The organism is Haloferula helveola, from assembly GCF_037076345.1.
In the GTDB taxonomy this organism is placed as follows: Bacteria; Verrucomicrobiota; Verrucomicrobiia; order Verrucomicrobiales; family Akkermansiaceae; genus Haloferula; species Haloferula helveola.
Genome location: NZ_AP024702.1, coordinates 1,557,156 through 1,572,474 on the forward strand (window position 1 = coordinate 1,557,156; position 15,319 = coordinate 1,572,474).

A 15,319-nucleotide genomic window follows, 5' to 3' on the forward strand; every position below is an offset into this window, starting at 1 on the left:
AACACTGGTTTTCAAGGGTCTTCCCTCCCTTGCGCGACCGGGCCGCAACCGCCACGCTTCCCCCATGGAACTTGATCTTTTGGGCCAACACGCCAGCCGCGCCTACCCAATCCTGGCCAGCCTGGTGACGCCCCGCCCGATCGCCTGGGTCAGCACGCTGAATGACGACGATTCGGTGAATCTGGCTCCGTTTTCGTTCTTCAACGTCTTCGGCTCGAAGCCACCTTTGGTGATTTTCGCGCCGGGAGACCGCCCCGACGGCTCCCCCAAGGACTCCGCCCGCAATGCTGAGAAAACCGGCGAGTTCGTCGTCAACCTGGTCTCCCCCGAGCTGGCCGACGCGATGGTCCGGACTTCCGCAAGCCTGCCGCCGGGCGAGAGCGAAGCCGGGGCTGCCGGTGTCGAAATGGCCGCAGCCTCGGTCGTCGGTCCGCCACGCGTGGCCGCGGCCCCGGCCGCCCTCGAGTGTCGGGTCCACTCGGTCCAGAGGATCGGCAAGAACCGGATCGTCCTCGGAATCGTCCACCTCGCGCACGTGCGGGACGAATTGATCGACCCGGAAACGCTCCACATTTCCCAGCAGGGCCACACCCCGGTCGGCCGCATGGCTTCGCCGGACTGGTACTGCCGCACCGACCAATTGTTCGAAATGCCCCGACCCGATTGATCGACCTCCTTCCAACGGACCGGCCGGCCCTCTATCTGGCCCCAATGCAGGACGTGACCGATCTCACGTTCATGCGCGTGCTGTCGCGCTACGGCGGGGCCGACGTCTACGTGACCGAGTACTTCCGGGTTCACGAGGTCTCCGTGCCTGATCCATGGATCCTCCGCTCGATCGATGAGAATCCGACCGGGCGGCCGGTGTTCGCCCAAATGATCGGGCAAGACATCGAGGCCCTCGTGCGAACCGCGAAAGAACTCCTGCGCCACCCGGTGGCCGGGATCGATCTCAACCTCGGCTGCCCCGCTCCGGTGGTCTGCAAAAAGGAAGCCGGCGGTGGTCTGCTGAGGAATTTGCCGAAGGTCGACCGCATCCTCGGCGCGCTGCGTGATGCCATCCCGACGCGGTTTACGGTGAAAACCCGGGTCGGCTACGACTCGCCCGACGAGTTTCCTGCCCTGCTCGATGTCTTCCGTCGGCACTCGATCGATGCCCTGGCGATTCACGGACGCACGGTCGTCGAACGCTACCAGACCCCGGTTCACCCCGAACGTATCCGCGAGGCCGTCGAGACGATGCCGTGCCCGGTGATCGCCAACGGCAACGTGATCGATGTGCCGACCGGTCTCGCCTACCATGAACAGACCGCGGCCGCCGGCCTGATGATCGGTCGCGGAGCGATCCGCAATCCGTGGCTGTTTGACCAACTGCGCGCCGGCTTTTCCGGAGACCCGGTACCCGCTCCGACCTGCCGTGACCTGCTTGGATACGTGCGCACGCTCTACGAGGAGATCGCTCGGGATACCTCCGGCTTCGAGCCTCATCTGCACGTGCAGCGGATGAAGAAGACGATGGTCTACGTGACCCAAGGCCACGATCCCGAGTTCGAGTATCGTCTGCGCCGCGCCAAGCAGCCGGAAGAGTTCCACTCGATCTGCGACGCCTTCCTTGATCACGACGAGCCGATGCCGCCACGCCCCAACGAGAACTCCCGCCTCTTCTGCGGCTTCTCCGAGCTAAAGAGTGGCGCTTCCCAACCGCCGCTCCCTTCCCCAAGCTCGCCTTGAGCGATGAGCGATCCCTTCATCCGCGTCCGCGACCTGCACCAGCGATTCGGCAGCCAGCATGTGCTGCGGGGCATCGACCTCGACGTCCACCGTGGCGAGACGCTGGTGCTGTTAGGCGGCTCGGGGGCGGGCAAATCGGTTCTGCTGAAGCATCTCCCGGGACTCCTTTGTCCGACCGAAGGCACGGTGCATGTCGAGGACACCGAGATTTCCTGCATGAACGAACGGGAGCTGACCCCGATCCGCCGCAAGGTCGGAATCATGTTTCAGGGAGGCGCCCTGTTCGACTTCATGAGCGTCGGCGAAAACGTCGCCTTCCCGCTGCGCGAGGCGGGCGTCCGCGATGAGGCCGAAATCGCCAAGCGGGTTGCCGATGCCCTCGAAATCGTCCGGCTCGCCGGCGAGGAATCGAAAATGCCCGCCAGCCTTTCCGGCGGCATGCGCAAACGCGTCGCGCTCGCCCGCGCGGTCGTCGACCGGCCCGCCTGCGTCCTTTACGACGAACCACATGCCGGACTCGACCCGGTCACGGCGGACACGATCGACCACATGATCAAGCGCCTGCAGCGGGACTACGGGATGACCAACATCGTGATCACCCACGAAATGCGCTCGGTGTTCCACATCGCGGACCGGATCGCCTTTCTGAAGGACGGACTGATCTACTGGCTCGGCACCCCGAAGGAACTGCGCCAGACGACCGATCCGGAGCTCCGCGCCTTTGTCGATGGCGACTCGGGCGATCCGTGGGACGAGAGCGCCTGACCTTGCGTCCGGCCGCCACCCGTCGCATCATCTGCCAGGAATGTCGGAGTCGAATCCAAAGACCGCGACCCTGGTCGGGCTCTTCATCTTCATCGGCCTCGTGCTGCTGGGCGGGCTCATCGTACTCTTCGGACGCTTCGGCGACCGGTTCGTCGGGAAGTATTCGCTGACCGTCGTATTCGATGACGCCGCCGGCGTGATCAAGGGGTCAGAAGTTCGGATGGGTGGTGCCCGCATCGGCAAAGTCGGCGCGACCCCGATGCTCAACGAGAAGGTCAAGGTGGAGGTCCGCCTCGACATCGACGAACGCATCCGGATCCCCGAAGGCTCCGCGTTCCAGATCGCTTCCGCTTCGATTCTCGGTGACAAGTTGATCGTCATCACACCCCCCGCCGAACCGAGCGGCGAGATGATCGAAGCCGGCAGCCTCATCGTCGGTGGCGGGCCATCCGGTCTCGACGCGATCCAGAACAATGCCGAGGCCATGTCGCGTGACGCGCGACTGCTGCTCAGCGAGGCCAAGGACACGATGAAAAGCATCGATGGCGCCATTGGCGATATCCGCGACGTCACCCAGGAGTTGAAGGTCACGCTCAAATCGGTGAACACCGAAATCCTCTCGCAGGAGAACCTCGACCATATCGGCTCGACCCTCGCCAACCTCGACAAAGCAAGCGAAGGACTCGGACCGACCATCGATGACGCCCGTCGCGCGATCGCCAGTGTCGAGAAAGCCGCCGAAGGAGCGAACGAGACCTTCGCCGAGGCGACCGCGCGGATCGAGGAACTCGAGCCCGCACTCAAGGATGTGCCCCGAGCGATTGCCTCCCTTTCGCAGGCTGCCGACCAGGCTGCGGAAACACTGGAGCGGGTCGAAGAGGGAAAGGGCCTGCTCGGCACCCTGGCCTACGACGAGGAGGTGTCCGACGACGCCAAGACCTTCATCCGCAACCTCAAGCGTGACGGCATTCTCCGCTACCGCGATACCGACGAACCGGAGGACGATCCCCGGACCCGGTTCCGTTCACGGCGGAGGTGATCAGGTTCGGTTTCGTCAAATCCACACCGTAGAGAAGTCCGCGCACTCCGCGCCTCGCCTTCCGGAGCACTCGAGACTTCACCCACGCGACCCGGAGATGGCCGGGAACGCTCCGGATCCGACACCAGCGGTCCACCCGCCGATCAAAGGTCTGCCGCAGGTGGCATTCGGCCTCGACTTCCCACAAGTCAGCGCCATCGGCATGGAAATCCGCTCTCACCCAAGCTTCTTGTGACTTCCGTCACACAGCGGCGGGTTGCCGGTCTTCTTGCACATGCACCACCAGACGGTCGTCTTCTCGGCGACCTCGAACTTCACCGGCTGCAAGCCGGTCCCCTTGTGGCTGCCGTCGCAGTACGGCTGACTCGAGGATCTGCCGCAGGAGCACCAGAAATAGGTGCCGGGTTCGACTTCCAGCCCAAGCGGTTTGGTATCGCAGACAATCGGTTCCTCAGCCATAGCGGCGAGACTAACGGAACCAGCCGCTCACTGGCGAGCGCGCAATTGGAAGCGAGCGGAACGCGCCCTACTCGGCCACCGCGACCTCGGGGGCAACTTCACCCTCCAGAGAGATCAGCGGCTCGAGCTCCTCGGCCTCCGGAGTCGCCTCGGCCGACAGCGGGAGCGATCCTTTTCCAAGCTGCGGATAGTTCTCCTGAGGAACCTCGCGCACATAAGTCACCCCCAACCACGTGGCCAAAAGGGCTGCCGAACCGGTCACAAAAAGCCGAACTTTCATCATCACTTTCGGCGGTCACTCCGGACAGCCGTTAGGCGGGACGGCCGGACCATCGCCCGACTCCTTCGGCATTGTAAAGCACTTTCCGGGCCAATCACCGCCACCCTCTACTGGGCCAGCACCACCGGTCCGCTCAGATTTCCGAACCGATCGACCGCGCTCGCGGAAACCGCCGCAGGCAATCCGCGCTCCCCGACCGGAATCATCGCATCCGTCCTCCCGGAAGGCAGCACCTCGATCATGTGCCACTTGCTCCCCCAGCGTCCCATCAGTGCCAACTGGTGGGTATTCGCGTCCCCGCGACGCCACCCGACCCGCAGTTGTCCGTCCTCTCCCCGTGCCTCGACCCGCGGCAGCGCGACCGGCCGCTTGCCCAGCCACGGCATCGGTGGGACCAAGGCGGGCTCGGAATAGGCGCCCTTCTCCAGCATTCCGCAGACCCCGCCGCGGTTCTGCATCAGCCCCTTCACGCTCCAGTGGATGTGCCCGACGTAGTTCCGGCCGATCGAGCGGCTCAGACCGACCTGCTTGATGATTTCGCCCGCCGGTCGACCCGGATCTTCCGAGCTGCCGATGCGCGAGGTCGCGATGCCCGGCCAGACCGGACGGCTGCCCTGCTGCCGCCACCAGTCGAGGAGCGCCGAAAAACTCTGCTTACGGGGTTGGTCGCGCCAGTAGAGCTGCGGCGCAAGGTAGTCGACCCAGCCGTTGGCCAGCCACTTCCGGGCGTCGGCCCCGAGCTGTTCGTAAGCATCCAGTCCCGCCTCGATCCCGCTCGGCACCCCAGGGCGCCAGATTCCGAAGGGCGAAATCCCGACACGCACCCACGGCTTCGCTGCCTTCGTTTGCGAATAAAAGTCCTTCACGAAGCCATCGACGATGGCCCGCCGCTGCGCCGGATCGCGACCGTCGGGAAACTCCCGTCCACCCTCCGGGTAGGGATAGAAATAGTCGTCGAGATGCACGCCATCGACGTCGTAGCGCCGCACCACATCGAGGATCGCACCGAGCGCCCGCTGCCGCGTCTCGCCGGCCGCAGGATCACACCACACCAGATTGCCGTAGCGTTTGGTGATCTGCGGCGAAACCTTCGTCACGTGGGTCCGGCTCACCGGGTGACTGGCATTCGAAAGCGCGCGGAAGGGGTTGAACCAAGCGTGGACCTCGATGCCCCGCTTGTGTGCTTCGTCGATGCAGAACTTCAGCGGGTCATAGCCCGGCGACTTGCCCGGCGTGCCGGTCAGCCAGTGGCTCCACGGCTCCTTCGACGACGAATAGACCGCATCGCAATGGGGCCGCACCTGGAACATCACCGCGTTCATGTTGAGCGACGCCATCCGGTCGAGGATCGCGATCATCTCCGCGCGCTGCGACGACGCGCTCAGGCCTTTCGTGCTCGGCCAATCGATATTGTGCACCACCGCCACCCATGCCCCGCGGAACTCCCGCGCCGGCATCGGAGGCTTCTCACCCGAAGGCCGATACGATTGCCCGAACGCGGCCGAAACGAGGGCGAGGAAAAGCAGCACCAATCGCATATCCCTCCCTGCCCCCAAAATGCCTCCGGCGCAAGTGGGGAGACCATGGAGCGCCGATTATGAAATCGGCTGCGGAGCCCAGGGCAGTAATGGCGCGCGAGCCGAACAAAACCCATCCACGAGCAACGTCCGGACGTTGCGCGGATGCCGATTTCATAATCGGCGCTCCAACCGGACCCGTTCAGTGACCGTGATCTCCAACCGGGATGACCTCTGCGGTCAGGGTCATCTCCTCCCCATCCTTCCCGCCAATCCTCATGGGCCGCCCGCTGAAGAGCGTGACCGCGGAATTTAATGCGGCCGAGTCGTCCGGCAAACGCACCCGGAAGTTCGCATCGACGACCACCTCATTCGATCCGATGTTAGGTGCGACCTCGAGCAACTTTTCCTCCTTGCCTCCCGAATACCGGGCAAGGGTCGATTTCTCCCCGGATCTGACCGCCAGCGAAGCGAGCCAGCCTTCCAACTCAAAGGTCAGCTCCGCAAGTTTCGGACCTCCACAGGTGTCCTGCGGTGCTATCTGCTCCACCAGATCAAGATTAACCGGATCATTGACGACGACGAGCACTGCCGACCTCGGATCGAAGCCCGCGACTGCCAGAGGCATCTCGAATTTTACTCCGTTGCTCTTCAGCGCGGGTGAGGCGTCGATCAAGCCGACCGGAATCAACTTCCTCAACTCCTCCGGAATCACCAACGGTCGCAACTCCCCATCCGGCATGCCGATGCGGAGGAGGAAATCCGGAGGCACCGCAAAGACCCGAACCGAAAGATTTTTCCCAACCTTGTAGCCGTTGAGGTCCCACTTGTGCACCCGATCCAACGGAGTCACTCCTTGATCCCCCTCCACCAATCGCACCTCATCCAGTGGAACACCCCAAGCCATGACCACCCCAAAGGTGACGCCCGCTTCATGGTATAAACCGTCCTCGGTCCAGCGGGCAAAGCGACGCCGCTCTCCGCGCTTCACCGTAACCGCCGCATTGATCGAATACGAGTTCTCTTCATCCCCGACATCAAGGGCCATCGCCACATCGCCCCAATCCATATCCCACGAAAGGCTCGGTCGGACTTCGATTGCCATCCCGGGCGCCTTCGCCGTCGCCGTCTCGCCTGAACGACACGTAATCGAGAGAATCTTCGGCTTCTGGTCACCACTCCGGACATCAATCGCCAAATTCAGGTTGCGGGCGAGTTCCTCAATCCCAACCACCTGCTCCACAAACGACTGCTGCAGCGGATCGCCCCGTACGATGACCATCTCCGAAGTCGCGTTCCAAACCACAAAGCCCCCCTCGAATCCCCGGGTCTCGATTTTCTTTTTCGGCGGTGAGGGCGTGAATGGGTCCTCCACCGGCGCGAACGGATCGTCGATGAAATCACCCGGATCCCAAATGCTCTCAACCCAGACTTCGATCGCTTCCGAAAGGTCCCACAGTTCGTCGCCCTTCTTGAAAAAGACCGACTCCCCCGGCGGTTTCTCGAGACGCGTCACCCGAAAGTTGTTCACTCCACCATCAACAACCCGATCCACAGGCACCCGCCACGCTACCGTTTCGTCGGCGGACGCCGACACACCGAGCGCGAAAAGCAGAACCAACACCTTCTTCACCCGACTACCTTGCTCGACCTGCGAGTGACCGGCAAGCTTGCGCGAAAGGTAGAAACAAGCCCCATCGGAAGGACCGCGCGGCGCTGCCGCGCATCCACGGGACCGGCCTCACAGGGCGCGGCAGCGCCGCGCGGTCCGACCTCACCTGCGCAAGTTCCCGACCGCGGGCCGGCTAGGGATTCAGCTTCGCCAGCGCCTTCGGCAGGAACACGCCGTCCTTGCGGACGAGTTTCCCGTCGAAGCGGATCTCTCCGCCGCCGTAGTCCTTGCGCTGGATACACACCATGTCCCAGTGGACCTGCGAGCGGTTGCCGTTGTCGGCCTCCTCGTACGCCTGGCCCGGGGTGAAGTGGAACGAGCCGCCGATCTTCTCGTCGAACAGGATGTCACGCATCGGATGGTGGATCTCGTTGTTGTAGCCGAGCGCGAACTCGCCGATGTAGCGGGCGCCCTTGTCGCTATCGAGGATCTTGTTGATCTCCCGGTTCTTGCCCGGCGACTCGGCCTTGACGATCTTGCCCTTCTCGAAAGTGAGCTTCACCGAGTCGAACGGGATGCCTTGGTAAATGGTCGGCGCATTGTAGCTGAGCACGCCCTCGACGCTGTCCTTGACCGGCGACGTGAAGACCTCTCCGTCCGGGATGTTGCAGTTGCCCGCGCTGGCGACCGCAGGAATGTCCTTGATCGAAAAGCGCAGGTCGGTGCCCGGGCCCTTGATTTCGACCAGGTCGGTTTTGTCCATCAGGCGCTTCAGAGCGTTGGCAGCCGGAACCAACGACTTGTAGTTTACCAGGCAGACGCGGAAGTAGAAATCCTCGAAGGCCTCGGTGCTCATGCCGGCCTGCTGGGCCATCGACGGCGTCGGCCAGCGCAGCACGCACCACTTGGTCTTCTTCACCCGGCGGTCGAGTACCGGCCGCAGGTGCTTCATCGCGAGTTTCATGCTGGCCGCGGGCACATCGCTGCTCTCGGCAATGTTGTGGCTGCCCCGAACCGCAATATAGGCATCCACATCCTTCATCTCGGCCATCAGGTGCTTCGAGACGAGCTTGTATTGGTCGTCGCTGGCGCCGTACAGCATTTCGCGGGTCAGCCGCGACTGGTTCACCCGGAGGAGCGGCACGCCGCCTTTCTTCCGCGCGGCCCGGATCAGCGCGATGCCGATCGAATCCGGCACGTCATAGAGGTCGATGAGGATCTTCTCGCCCCGCTTCAGGGACGTCGAATATCCCACCAGTTGCTTCGCCAGCTCGTCGACACGCGGATCATGCATGGGCCGAAGCTGAAACTTGAAACTCCAAACTTCAAATCCGAATGCTTCGCTCAGGGCTACCACGGCAAATTCGGATCCCTTCGTGAAATTGAAGTTTGGAGTTTGAGGTTTGAGGTTTCAGGCTCCGGCCCATGCGACTCGGCATCCTCGGCTCCGGTTCCGGCTCCAACATGCAGGCGATCCTCGACGCGATCGATGCCGGCCATCTCGACGCCGAGATCGCACTCGTGCTGTCCGACAATCCGGACGCCTACATTCTCGAACGGGCAAAGAACCGGGCCATCGCCACCGGACTGATCGACTGCCGGGGTTTCCGCAGCAAGTTTCCCGACGAGGCCCAGGCCGAAACGGCCGCCGCACTTCGCGAAGCAGGCGTCGACCTCGTCTGCCTGGCAGGCTTCATGCGACTGGTGAAGCAACCGCTACTCGACGCGTTTCCCGGCCGAATCCTGAACATCCACCCTTCTTTGCTCCCGGCATTTCCCGGGCTCGAGGCGTGGAAACAGGCCTTGGAGGCAGGCGTCCCTGAGACCGGATGCACGGTGCACCAAGTCGATGCCGGCATGGACACCGGACCCACCATCCTGCGGGCCAAGGTGCCGGTCCAACCCGGCGATACTCCCGAATCGCTCCATGCCCGGATCCAGGAACAAGAACACCGGCTCTACCCCGAGGCGATCCGGATCTTCGCCGCAGGCATCAACTGAACCGGGCTCAGCGACGGCGGCGGAACAACAGCGCGCCACCGGCGAGCAGCAGTACCAGCGAGGAGGGCTCGGGAATCGGCGTCAAAAACGGATTCACCGGCGGCGAGTCGACTTTGGCAAGGGACACCTGCTCCGGTCCCGCAGACGGATCGAATCCCGGAGCATCACCGTAGCTGCCGAACTCGGTGTAGATGTAGACCTGTGAGTCGAGAGCGAAGCCGTCGAAGAACACCTTCGGAACGATCACGAACAGGTCCATCTGACCGCTTCCGGAGTAGAGCGAGTAGTCGAGCAGGACATGGTTGTCCTGACCCGTTTCGTTCATCGCATACACGTTGACGCCGAGCTGGCTGTCGACCCCGGCGAAATCCTGCGGGAGCGGCGATGGCGCTGTCGGACCGCCGACATAGATCCGGAAGTCATCGAGCGAGATGAACTTGTCGGTGGCATTGCCAGCCTCGTTGGTATCGATCGCGAACACGTAGGCCAAGCCGGTCGAATCCGCGACCAGGTCTCCAACGGTGATTTCGGGGAAGAAGCCGTTCGCGGCCTTCGAGTCCATCACGCCGTCCCGGTTGTAGCCGCTTTCGGCTCCGGAGTTGCTGTCGACCGTGTAAAGGTCCCGGAAGCCCCCGGATCCCGACTTGCTGTCGTCGGAGCTGATCGGACGGCGGAAAATCGCGTTGTTGATCGTCCCTGCGACGTAGGTCGTCGACTGCACGGTCACCGTCGACTGGCCGATCCCGTTGACGGTCGTGTTGGTGAAATTCAGCACCGCCGAATCGGCCCGGCCGGATACGAACCCACTGACCACGACCAAGGCCATTGCCAGCGCCCTACCTCGGGCGGTCGAAATGCTTACGGAATCTAACATCATTACGGGCGGGAGAGAAATCAGCCGCGAGCGGCTGACACGGAGCTGCATAGCAGATGCCAAAGTTTAGGGAATTTAATAATCGTGACATCTTTATGACGGCGGCGTTGGGCCTTTCCGTTCTTGGCAAAATGCAATCCAGTCCGGATGAATGGGCATCGCCCATGGATCGTCCCGTTCTTGAAACCCTCCGCTCCCGCCTGACGGCCACCGTGCTCGGATCGGAGGAGGCGGCGGCACTGCTGCTCACGGCCCTGCTTGCCCGGGGTCATGTGCTGATCGAAGGCCCTCCCGGCATCGGCAAAACCTCGCTCGGCCACACGCTCGCCGGCTCCATTGGCGGAACGTTCAAGCGGGTCCAGTTCACACCCGACCTGCTGCCGGCCGATCTGTTAGGCTACTCGCTCTACCGCATGGACCGGAGCGACTTCGAGTTCATTCCCGGGCCGGTCTTTGCCCACTGCCTGCTGGCCGACGAGATCAACCGGACCTCGCCGCGGGTGCAGAGCGCCTTGCTCGAGTGCATGAACGAGCACCAGGTGACGCTGGAAGGAGTCACGCGTCGCTTGCCCGAGCCGTTCATCGTCATCGCCACTCAGAACGATGGCGATCTCCACGGAACCTTCCCGCTACCCGAACCGCAGCTCGACCGCTTCCTGCTGTCCATCCGGATGGAGTTGCCGTCGGCCGAGGTCCAACAGCGGATCCTGCTGGCGCACGCTTCGGGCGAGATCAACGGCAACGGCGAGCCCGACCCCCTCCTCCATCCGGAAGACATCCTGAAGCTTCAGGAGGAAGTCCGGAAAGTTCCGCTGCACGAGGCGGTTGCAGGTTACATAACCTCGCTTTGCGAAAGCCTGCGCCGCCTGTCCGGCAGCGACCACATGGTATCGGTGCGGGCATCGCTCGCCGTGATGCAGACGGCCCGCGCCGCCGCCTTCCTCGAGTCCGCCCCGGCGGTTCATCCCGACCACGTTCAACAGGTCTTTTCGGCCGTACTGCGCCACCGACTCGTGCCGGCCGATGGATCCGATCCGCTGCCCCTCATTCGGGCGGCCCTCGAGTCTACCCCCGTTCCCTGAACTTCCCGCGGCGGTCCGGATCAGTGGTTCGTAGTTCCCCGTTTACGGGGTCTGCAGAGCGTCGGGGAATCTCTCCACCGTGCGCCCAAGGCTCCGGGGCGCGAGTGGGCTCGCGCGGTCCATCAATCAAAGACCGATCACTCCGCGCTTGCCCCCGAGCACACTTCCCCCTATCTCTCCGCCGCCTTGATCAAACACCGTCACATCGTCCGACTTCTCGCCCGTGCCCTCTGGCTCGGTGCTGCCGGCGTGTGACCTGATCGAATCCGAACGACGTCCACCCGCCCGGCGCACCGCAGGTCCGCCGGGCTTTTTGTTTCCCGCCGGATCTCGCGCCGCCCACCGACCCGCGATGACCGCCACTCCTACAGAAAAGACCAGCATCGGCCTGATGCTCGGCTCGGTCGTGCTGTTTGCCGTCAATGCCCTTCTGATCAAGGGCATCTCGCTCGCCGTTCCCGCGGCCGACGGCTGGGTCGCCTCGCTTTTCCGTGGGGCCGTCGGGATGGCCATTGTCTGGATCGCCTTCCGGAAACGGGGCTTCGAACCTAGGCACCTCTGCACCCGGCCCCTGTTGATCTTCCGGGGCCTGCTGGGCGGCTTCGGAATCCTCGCGTTCTATCTGACCGTCGTCCACCTCGGCGCCGGACGGGCGGCGATCATCAACCTCAGCTACCCGATCTTCGGCAGTCTTTTCGCCGCCGCGTTCCTGAAGGAAGTTCCACCGCTGCGGGCGTGGCTCTGGATGACGGCCGGCTTCGCAGGCCTCGTCATTTTCCTCGGCGGCGGCCTCGACCTCACCATCGGCGGATACGATCTCCTCGCGGTGGCTGGAGCCGTGGCGGCAGGCGGCGTGGTCACCCTGATCCGCCAGCTCCGGCACACCGAGCACACTTCGACGATCTACGCGTCGCAGTGCGCGGCGAGCGCGCTGTTTGCCGCAGGACCGGCCGCGGGCCCCTCACTCGGCTTGCCGACCGGCGCCTTCCTGCTCATGACCGTCGCCGGCATCATCGTGGCCGTCGCGCAGCTGGCCATGACCCACGCCTACCGCAGCCTCTCGGTCGCGCGGGGTTCGTCGCTCCAGATGCTGTTGCCGCTGCTGACCGCCGTCGGGGGCTACCTGTGCTTCGGCGAAACGTTCACATCGGTCGAGATCGGCGGCGCCGCCCTGACGCTCGTCGCAACCTGGCAGGTCATCACCTCCCGCTCCCGACGAGTTTCCCCGGAATCTTCGCCCGCGACTTGAAAACCTCTCCAACCCTACCTAAACCGACCCCTTTCCCATGTCTCACGTTCTCCAGACCTACGGCCGCTTCCCCGTAACTCTCGTCCGCGGCGAGGGCACTCGCGTGTGGGATGACGCCGGCAAGTCCTACCTCGATTTTTGCAGCGGCATCGCCGTCTGCGCCCTCGGGCATTCGCCCAAGGTGCTCGTCGAGGCCATCTCGAGCCAAGCCGCCACCCTCATCCACTGCTGCAACCTCTACCACATCCCGCAGCAGGAGGAACTCGCACGCGTCATCGTCGAGGACCACGTGAGGCTTCCCGGCAAGGTCTTCTTCTCGAACTCCGGTGCCGAGTCGAACGACGGCCTGATCAAGTCCGCCAGACGGTTCGGCCACGCCCGGCCGCAGCCCGACGGCTCGCCGAGGTACGAGATCCTTAGTTTCAACAAGTCGTTCCACGGCCGGACTCTCGGCGGCATCAGCGCCACCGGGCAGGACAAGGTGAAGGAAGGATTCGATCCCCTGCCAACCGGCTTCCGGCACCTGCCTTACAACGACCTTGATGCACTCCGGGCGGCGACCCGGCCCGAGACGGTCGCCATCCTGCTTGAGCCCGTCCAAGGAGAAGGTGGCGTCAACGTAGCGACGCCGGAATTCCTGCAGGGCATCAAGGAGCTGTGCAGCGAACACGACCTCCTGCTGCTGATGGACGAGGTGCAAGCCGGCTTCGGCCGCTGCGGTGATCCGATGGCTTGGCGGGAGATCGCCCCGGAGCTCGAGCCCGACGGCATCTCGTGGGCCAAAGGCATGGGCGGCGGTTTTCCGGTCGGAGCCTTCTGGCTGTCCGACCGGACCATCGACGGCGAAAAGCCGCTCTCCTCGCTGATGGGGCCCGGTTCGCACGGCACGACCTACGGCGGCAGTCCGCTCGCCTGTGCCGCCTCACTGGCTGTGCTACGGGAAATCTCGGAGCAGAACCTCATCGAGAACGTCCGTGCCCGGGCCACCCAGATCCGCGAGACGGTCGAGTCGTGGAATCACCCGCTCGTCACCGACATCCGGGGCCTCGGCCTGCTGATCGGCATCGGCCTCGACACCTCGAAGATGACGACACCGGAAGGCAAACTTCCCGCCATCCATCTGTCGGCCGAACTGATCACCCACGGCCTCCTCGCACCCCCGGCCGGCCCCGAAACACTGCGACTGCTTCCGCCCCTCAACGTCACCGAAACCGAAGTCTCCGAAGCACTCGAAATCGTGCGCGCGACCTTGGATGAGCTAACCGCCTGAAGCGTCACTCCGGCTTTCGTGATGAGAGGCCAGTGGTCGGTGGCCAGAATCAACTGAAGAAGCTGTAACCGTGAAACCCAAATCCTATCGTGACTTGATTGCCTGGCAGAAGGCGATGGACCTTGCGGCGGAGGTTCATCCAATCGCGGTGTCCTTTCCAAAACACGAGATGTTTGCCCTCACTTCGCAGGTCAACCGTGCGGCGACTTCGATTCCGTCGAATATCTCCGAAGGTCAGGGGCGAAGATCCACCGGAGAGTTCATTCATTTTCTCGGCATCGCGAAGGGCTCCCTCAACGAATTGGAAACCCAAGTCACACTGGCACTCCGCTACGACTACATTCCCGATTCGGTCCACGATCGGATCCTCGAACACACGAACGAAGTCGGTCGGCTCCTGAACGGATTGATCGACGCCCTCGAACGCCGCCAACAACACCGCTGACCACCGGCCACCGACCACTCACCACCAATGCAAGGAGCACCAAGGCGCTCCGCAATCCGTCAAATACCATGAACCATCTCCTTTCCATCGAAGAACTCTCCGCCGAAGAACTCATCGGGTTGCTCGACGCTGCAGCCGAGCTCAAGGCCGAACGCGGCTCACACACCCGGAAACCGCTCGCCGGCCAGACCTGGGCCATGATTTTCACCAAGTCCTCCACCCGGACCCGTGTCTCGTTCGAAGTCGGCATCCGCGAGCTCGGAGGATCGCCGATGTTCCTGTCCAAGAACGACATCCAACTCGGCCGCGGCGAGCCGATCATCGACACCGCCCGCGTCCTCGGGCGGATGGTCCACGGCGCGGTCATCCGGACCTACGCGCAGCAGGACATCGTCGACTTCTCCCGCTACTCGGGGATCCCGACCATCAACGCGCTGACCGACGACGAGCACCCGTGCCAGATCCTCGCCGATCTCCTGACCATCCGGGAAAAACTCGGCGGCTGGGAGGGGAAGCGGATCGCCTGGGTTGGCGACGGCTTTTCCAACATGACCATCTCGTGGATGTGGGCGGCCAAGAAGCTCGGCTTCGAGTTCGCCGTCGCCTGTCCGCTCCAGTACGCGCCGACCGAGGCATTCCTCGAGAAGATCGACGCTCCGAACATCTCGGTGACCGCGCACCCCGCCGAGGCGGTGACGGGCGCGCACGTCATCAATACCGACGTGTGGCTGTCGATGGGACAGGAAGACCAGGCCGAGAAGGAAGCCGCCTTCGGCCCCTATCAGGTGAACGACGAACTGCTCGCCGACGCCGCTACGGGACACATCGTACTCCACTGCCTGCCGGCCTACCGCGGCAAGGAAATCACCGAGGAAACCCTGGAGGCCCACGCCGACACCATTTTCCAGCAGGCCGAGAACCGACTCCACGCGCAGAAGGCGGTGCTCGCGGCACTGGCCGGGTAAGGTAGGGACAAGCGCCCTCGCTTGTCCGCT

At 63.6% G+C, this 15,319-nt stretch carries 15 protein-coding genes and 1 pseudogene; 10 read left to right on the forward strand and 6 right to left on the reverse strand.

Annotation, left to right across the window (positions count from 1 at the left end; translation table 11 throughout):
- Positions 1-64: 64 nt before the first annotated feature.
- Genes HAHE_RS05515 through HAHE_RS05530 form a run of 4 tightly spaced genes read left to right on the forward strand, consistent with a single transcriptional unit; the run spans position 65 to position 3,535 of the window.
- A complete protein-coding gene (locus tag HAHE_RS05515; protein ID WP_338689258.1) occupies positions 65-667 on the forward strand; it encodes a flavin reductase family protein in 603 nt (200 codons plus the stop codon).
- A 44-nt stretch (positions 668-711) separates the two neighbouring features.
- Positions 712-1,731, forward strand: coding sequence for a tRNA-dihydrouridine synthase family protein (locus HAHE_RS05520; RefSeq protein WP_338689259.1), 1,020 nt, complete (start codon positions 712-714; stop codon positions 1,729-1,731).
- A 3-nt stretch (positions 1,732-1,734) separates the two neighbouring features.
- On the forward strand, positions 1,735-2,496 hold the full coding sequence (locus HAHE_RS05525; RefSeq protein ID WP_338689260.1) for an ABC transporter ATP-binding protein: 762 nt from the start codon (positions 1,735-1,737) through the stop codon (positions 2,494-2,496).
- Positions 2,497-2,536: 40 nt separating this feature from the next.
- Entirely contained in the window at positions 2,537-3,535 is a 999-nt protein-coding gene (locus HAHE_RS05530; RefSeq protein WP_338689261.1) for an MlaD family protein, read from the forward strand.
- Between the two features lie 216 nt (positions 3,536-3,751).
- Here the strand turns inward: HAHE_RS05530 and HAHE_RS05535 are convergent.
- The 5 genes and pseudogenes from HAHE_RS05535 to HAHE_RS05555 form a co-directional block, all read right to left on the reverse strand.
- Positions 3,752-3,997, reverse strand: a pseudogene (locus HAHE_RS05535) (CDGSH iron-sulfur domain-containing protein); the annotation flags it as partial.
- A 64-nt stretch (positions 3,998-4,061) separates the two neighbouring features.
- Complete coding sequence (locus HAHE_RS05540; protein ID WP_338689263.1) at positions 4,062-4,277, reverse strand: hypothetical protein; 216 nt, start codon at positions 4,275-4,277, stop codon at positions 4,062-4,064.
- 104 nt (positions 4,278-4,381) lie between these two features.
- On the reverse strand, positions 4,382-5,803 hold the full coding sequence (locus HAHE_RS05545) for a glycoside hydrolase family 10 protein (protein WP_338689264.1): 1,422 nt from the start codon (positions 5,801-5,803) through the stop codon (positions 4,382-4,384).
- A 190-nt stretch (positions 5,804-5,993) separates the two neighbouring features.
- Positions 5,994-7,424 (reverse strand): hypothetical protein, encoded by a 1,431-nt coding sequence (locus HAHE_RS05550; RefSeq protein WP_338689265.1) that lies wholly within the window; start codon positions 7,422-7,424, stop codon positions 5,994-5,996.
- A gap of 172 nt (positions 7,425-7,596) precedes the next feature.
- Positions 7,597-8,697, reverse strand: coding sequence for an aminopeptidase (locus HAHE_RS05555; RefSeq protein WP_338689266.1), 1,101 nt, complete (start codon positions 8,695-8,697; stop codon positions 7,597-7,599).
- A gap of 131 nt (positions 8,698-8,828) precedes the next feature.
- Here HAHE_RS05555 and purN point away from each other — a divergent pair, with 131 nt between their 5' ends.
- Positions 8,829-9,404: a phosphoribosylglycinamide formyltransferase gene (gene purN, locus HAHE_RS05560; protein ID WP_338689267.1), complete on the forward strand. Its 576-nt coding sequence runs from the start codon at positions 8,829-8,831 to the stop codon at positions 9,402-9,404.
- A 7-nt stretch (positions 9,405-9,411) separates the two neighbouring features.
- On the opposite strand, the gene HAHE_RS05565 is transcribed toward purN, so the two are convergent.
- Positions 9,412-10,281, reverse strand: coding sequence for a PEP-CTERM sorting domain-containing protein (locus HAHE_RS05565; protein WP_338689268.1), 870 nt, complete (start codon positions 10,279-10,281; stop codon positions 9,412-9,414).
- 161 nt (positions 10,282-10,442) lie between these two features.
- On the opposite strand from HAHE_RS05565, the gene HAHE_RS05570 reads away from it, so the two are divergent.
- The 5 genes from HAHE_RS05570 (at position 10,443) to argF (ending at position 15,289) form a co-directional block, all read left to right on the forward strand.
- Positions 10,443-11,360, forward strand: a complete 918-nt coding sequence (locus HAHE_RS05570) for a MoxR family ATPase (protein WP_338689269.1) — start codon at positions 10,443-10,445, stop codon at positions 11,358-11,360.
- Between the two features lie 352 nt (positions 11,361-11,712).
- The gene (locus HAHE_RS05575; RefSeq protein WP_338689270.1) at positions 11,713-12,609 is read left to right on the forward strand and encodes a DMT family transporter; all 897 of its coding nucleotides are present in this window, start codon (positions 11,713-11,715) and stop codon (positions 12,607-12,609) included.
- A gap of 37 nt (positions 12,610-12,646) precedes the next feature.
- Positions 12,647-13,879: an acetylornithine transaminase gene (locus HAHE_RS05580; protein WP_338689271.1), complete on the forward strand. Its 1,233-nt coding sequence runs from the start codon at positions 12,647-12,649 to the stop codon at positions 13,877-13,879.
- Positions 13,880-13,949: 70 nt separating this feature from the next.
- The gene (locus HAHE_RS05585) at positions 13,950-14,324 is read left to right on the forward strand and encodes a four helix bundle protein (RefSeq protein WP_338689272.1); all 375 of its coding nucleotides are present in this window, start codon (positions 13,950-13,952) and stop codon (positions 14,322-14,324) included.
- 68 nt (positions 14,325-14,392) lie between these two features.
- A complete protein-coding gene (argF, locus tag HAHE_RS05590) occupies positions 14,393-15,289 on the forward strand; it encodes an ornithine carbamoyltransferase (RefSeq protein ID WP_338689273.1) in 897 nt (298 codons plus the stop codon).
- Positions 15,290-15,319 lie beyond the last annotated feature (30 nt).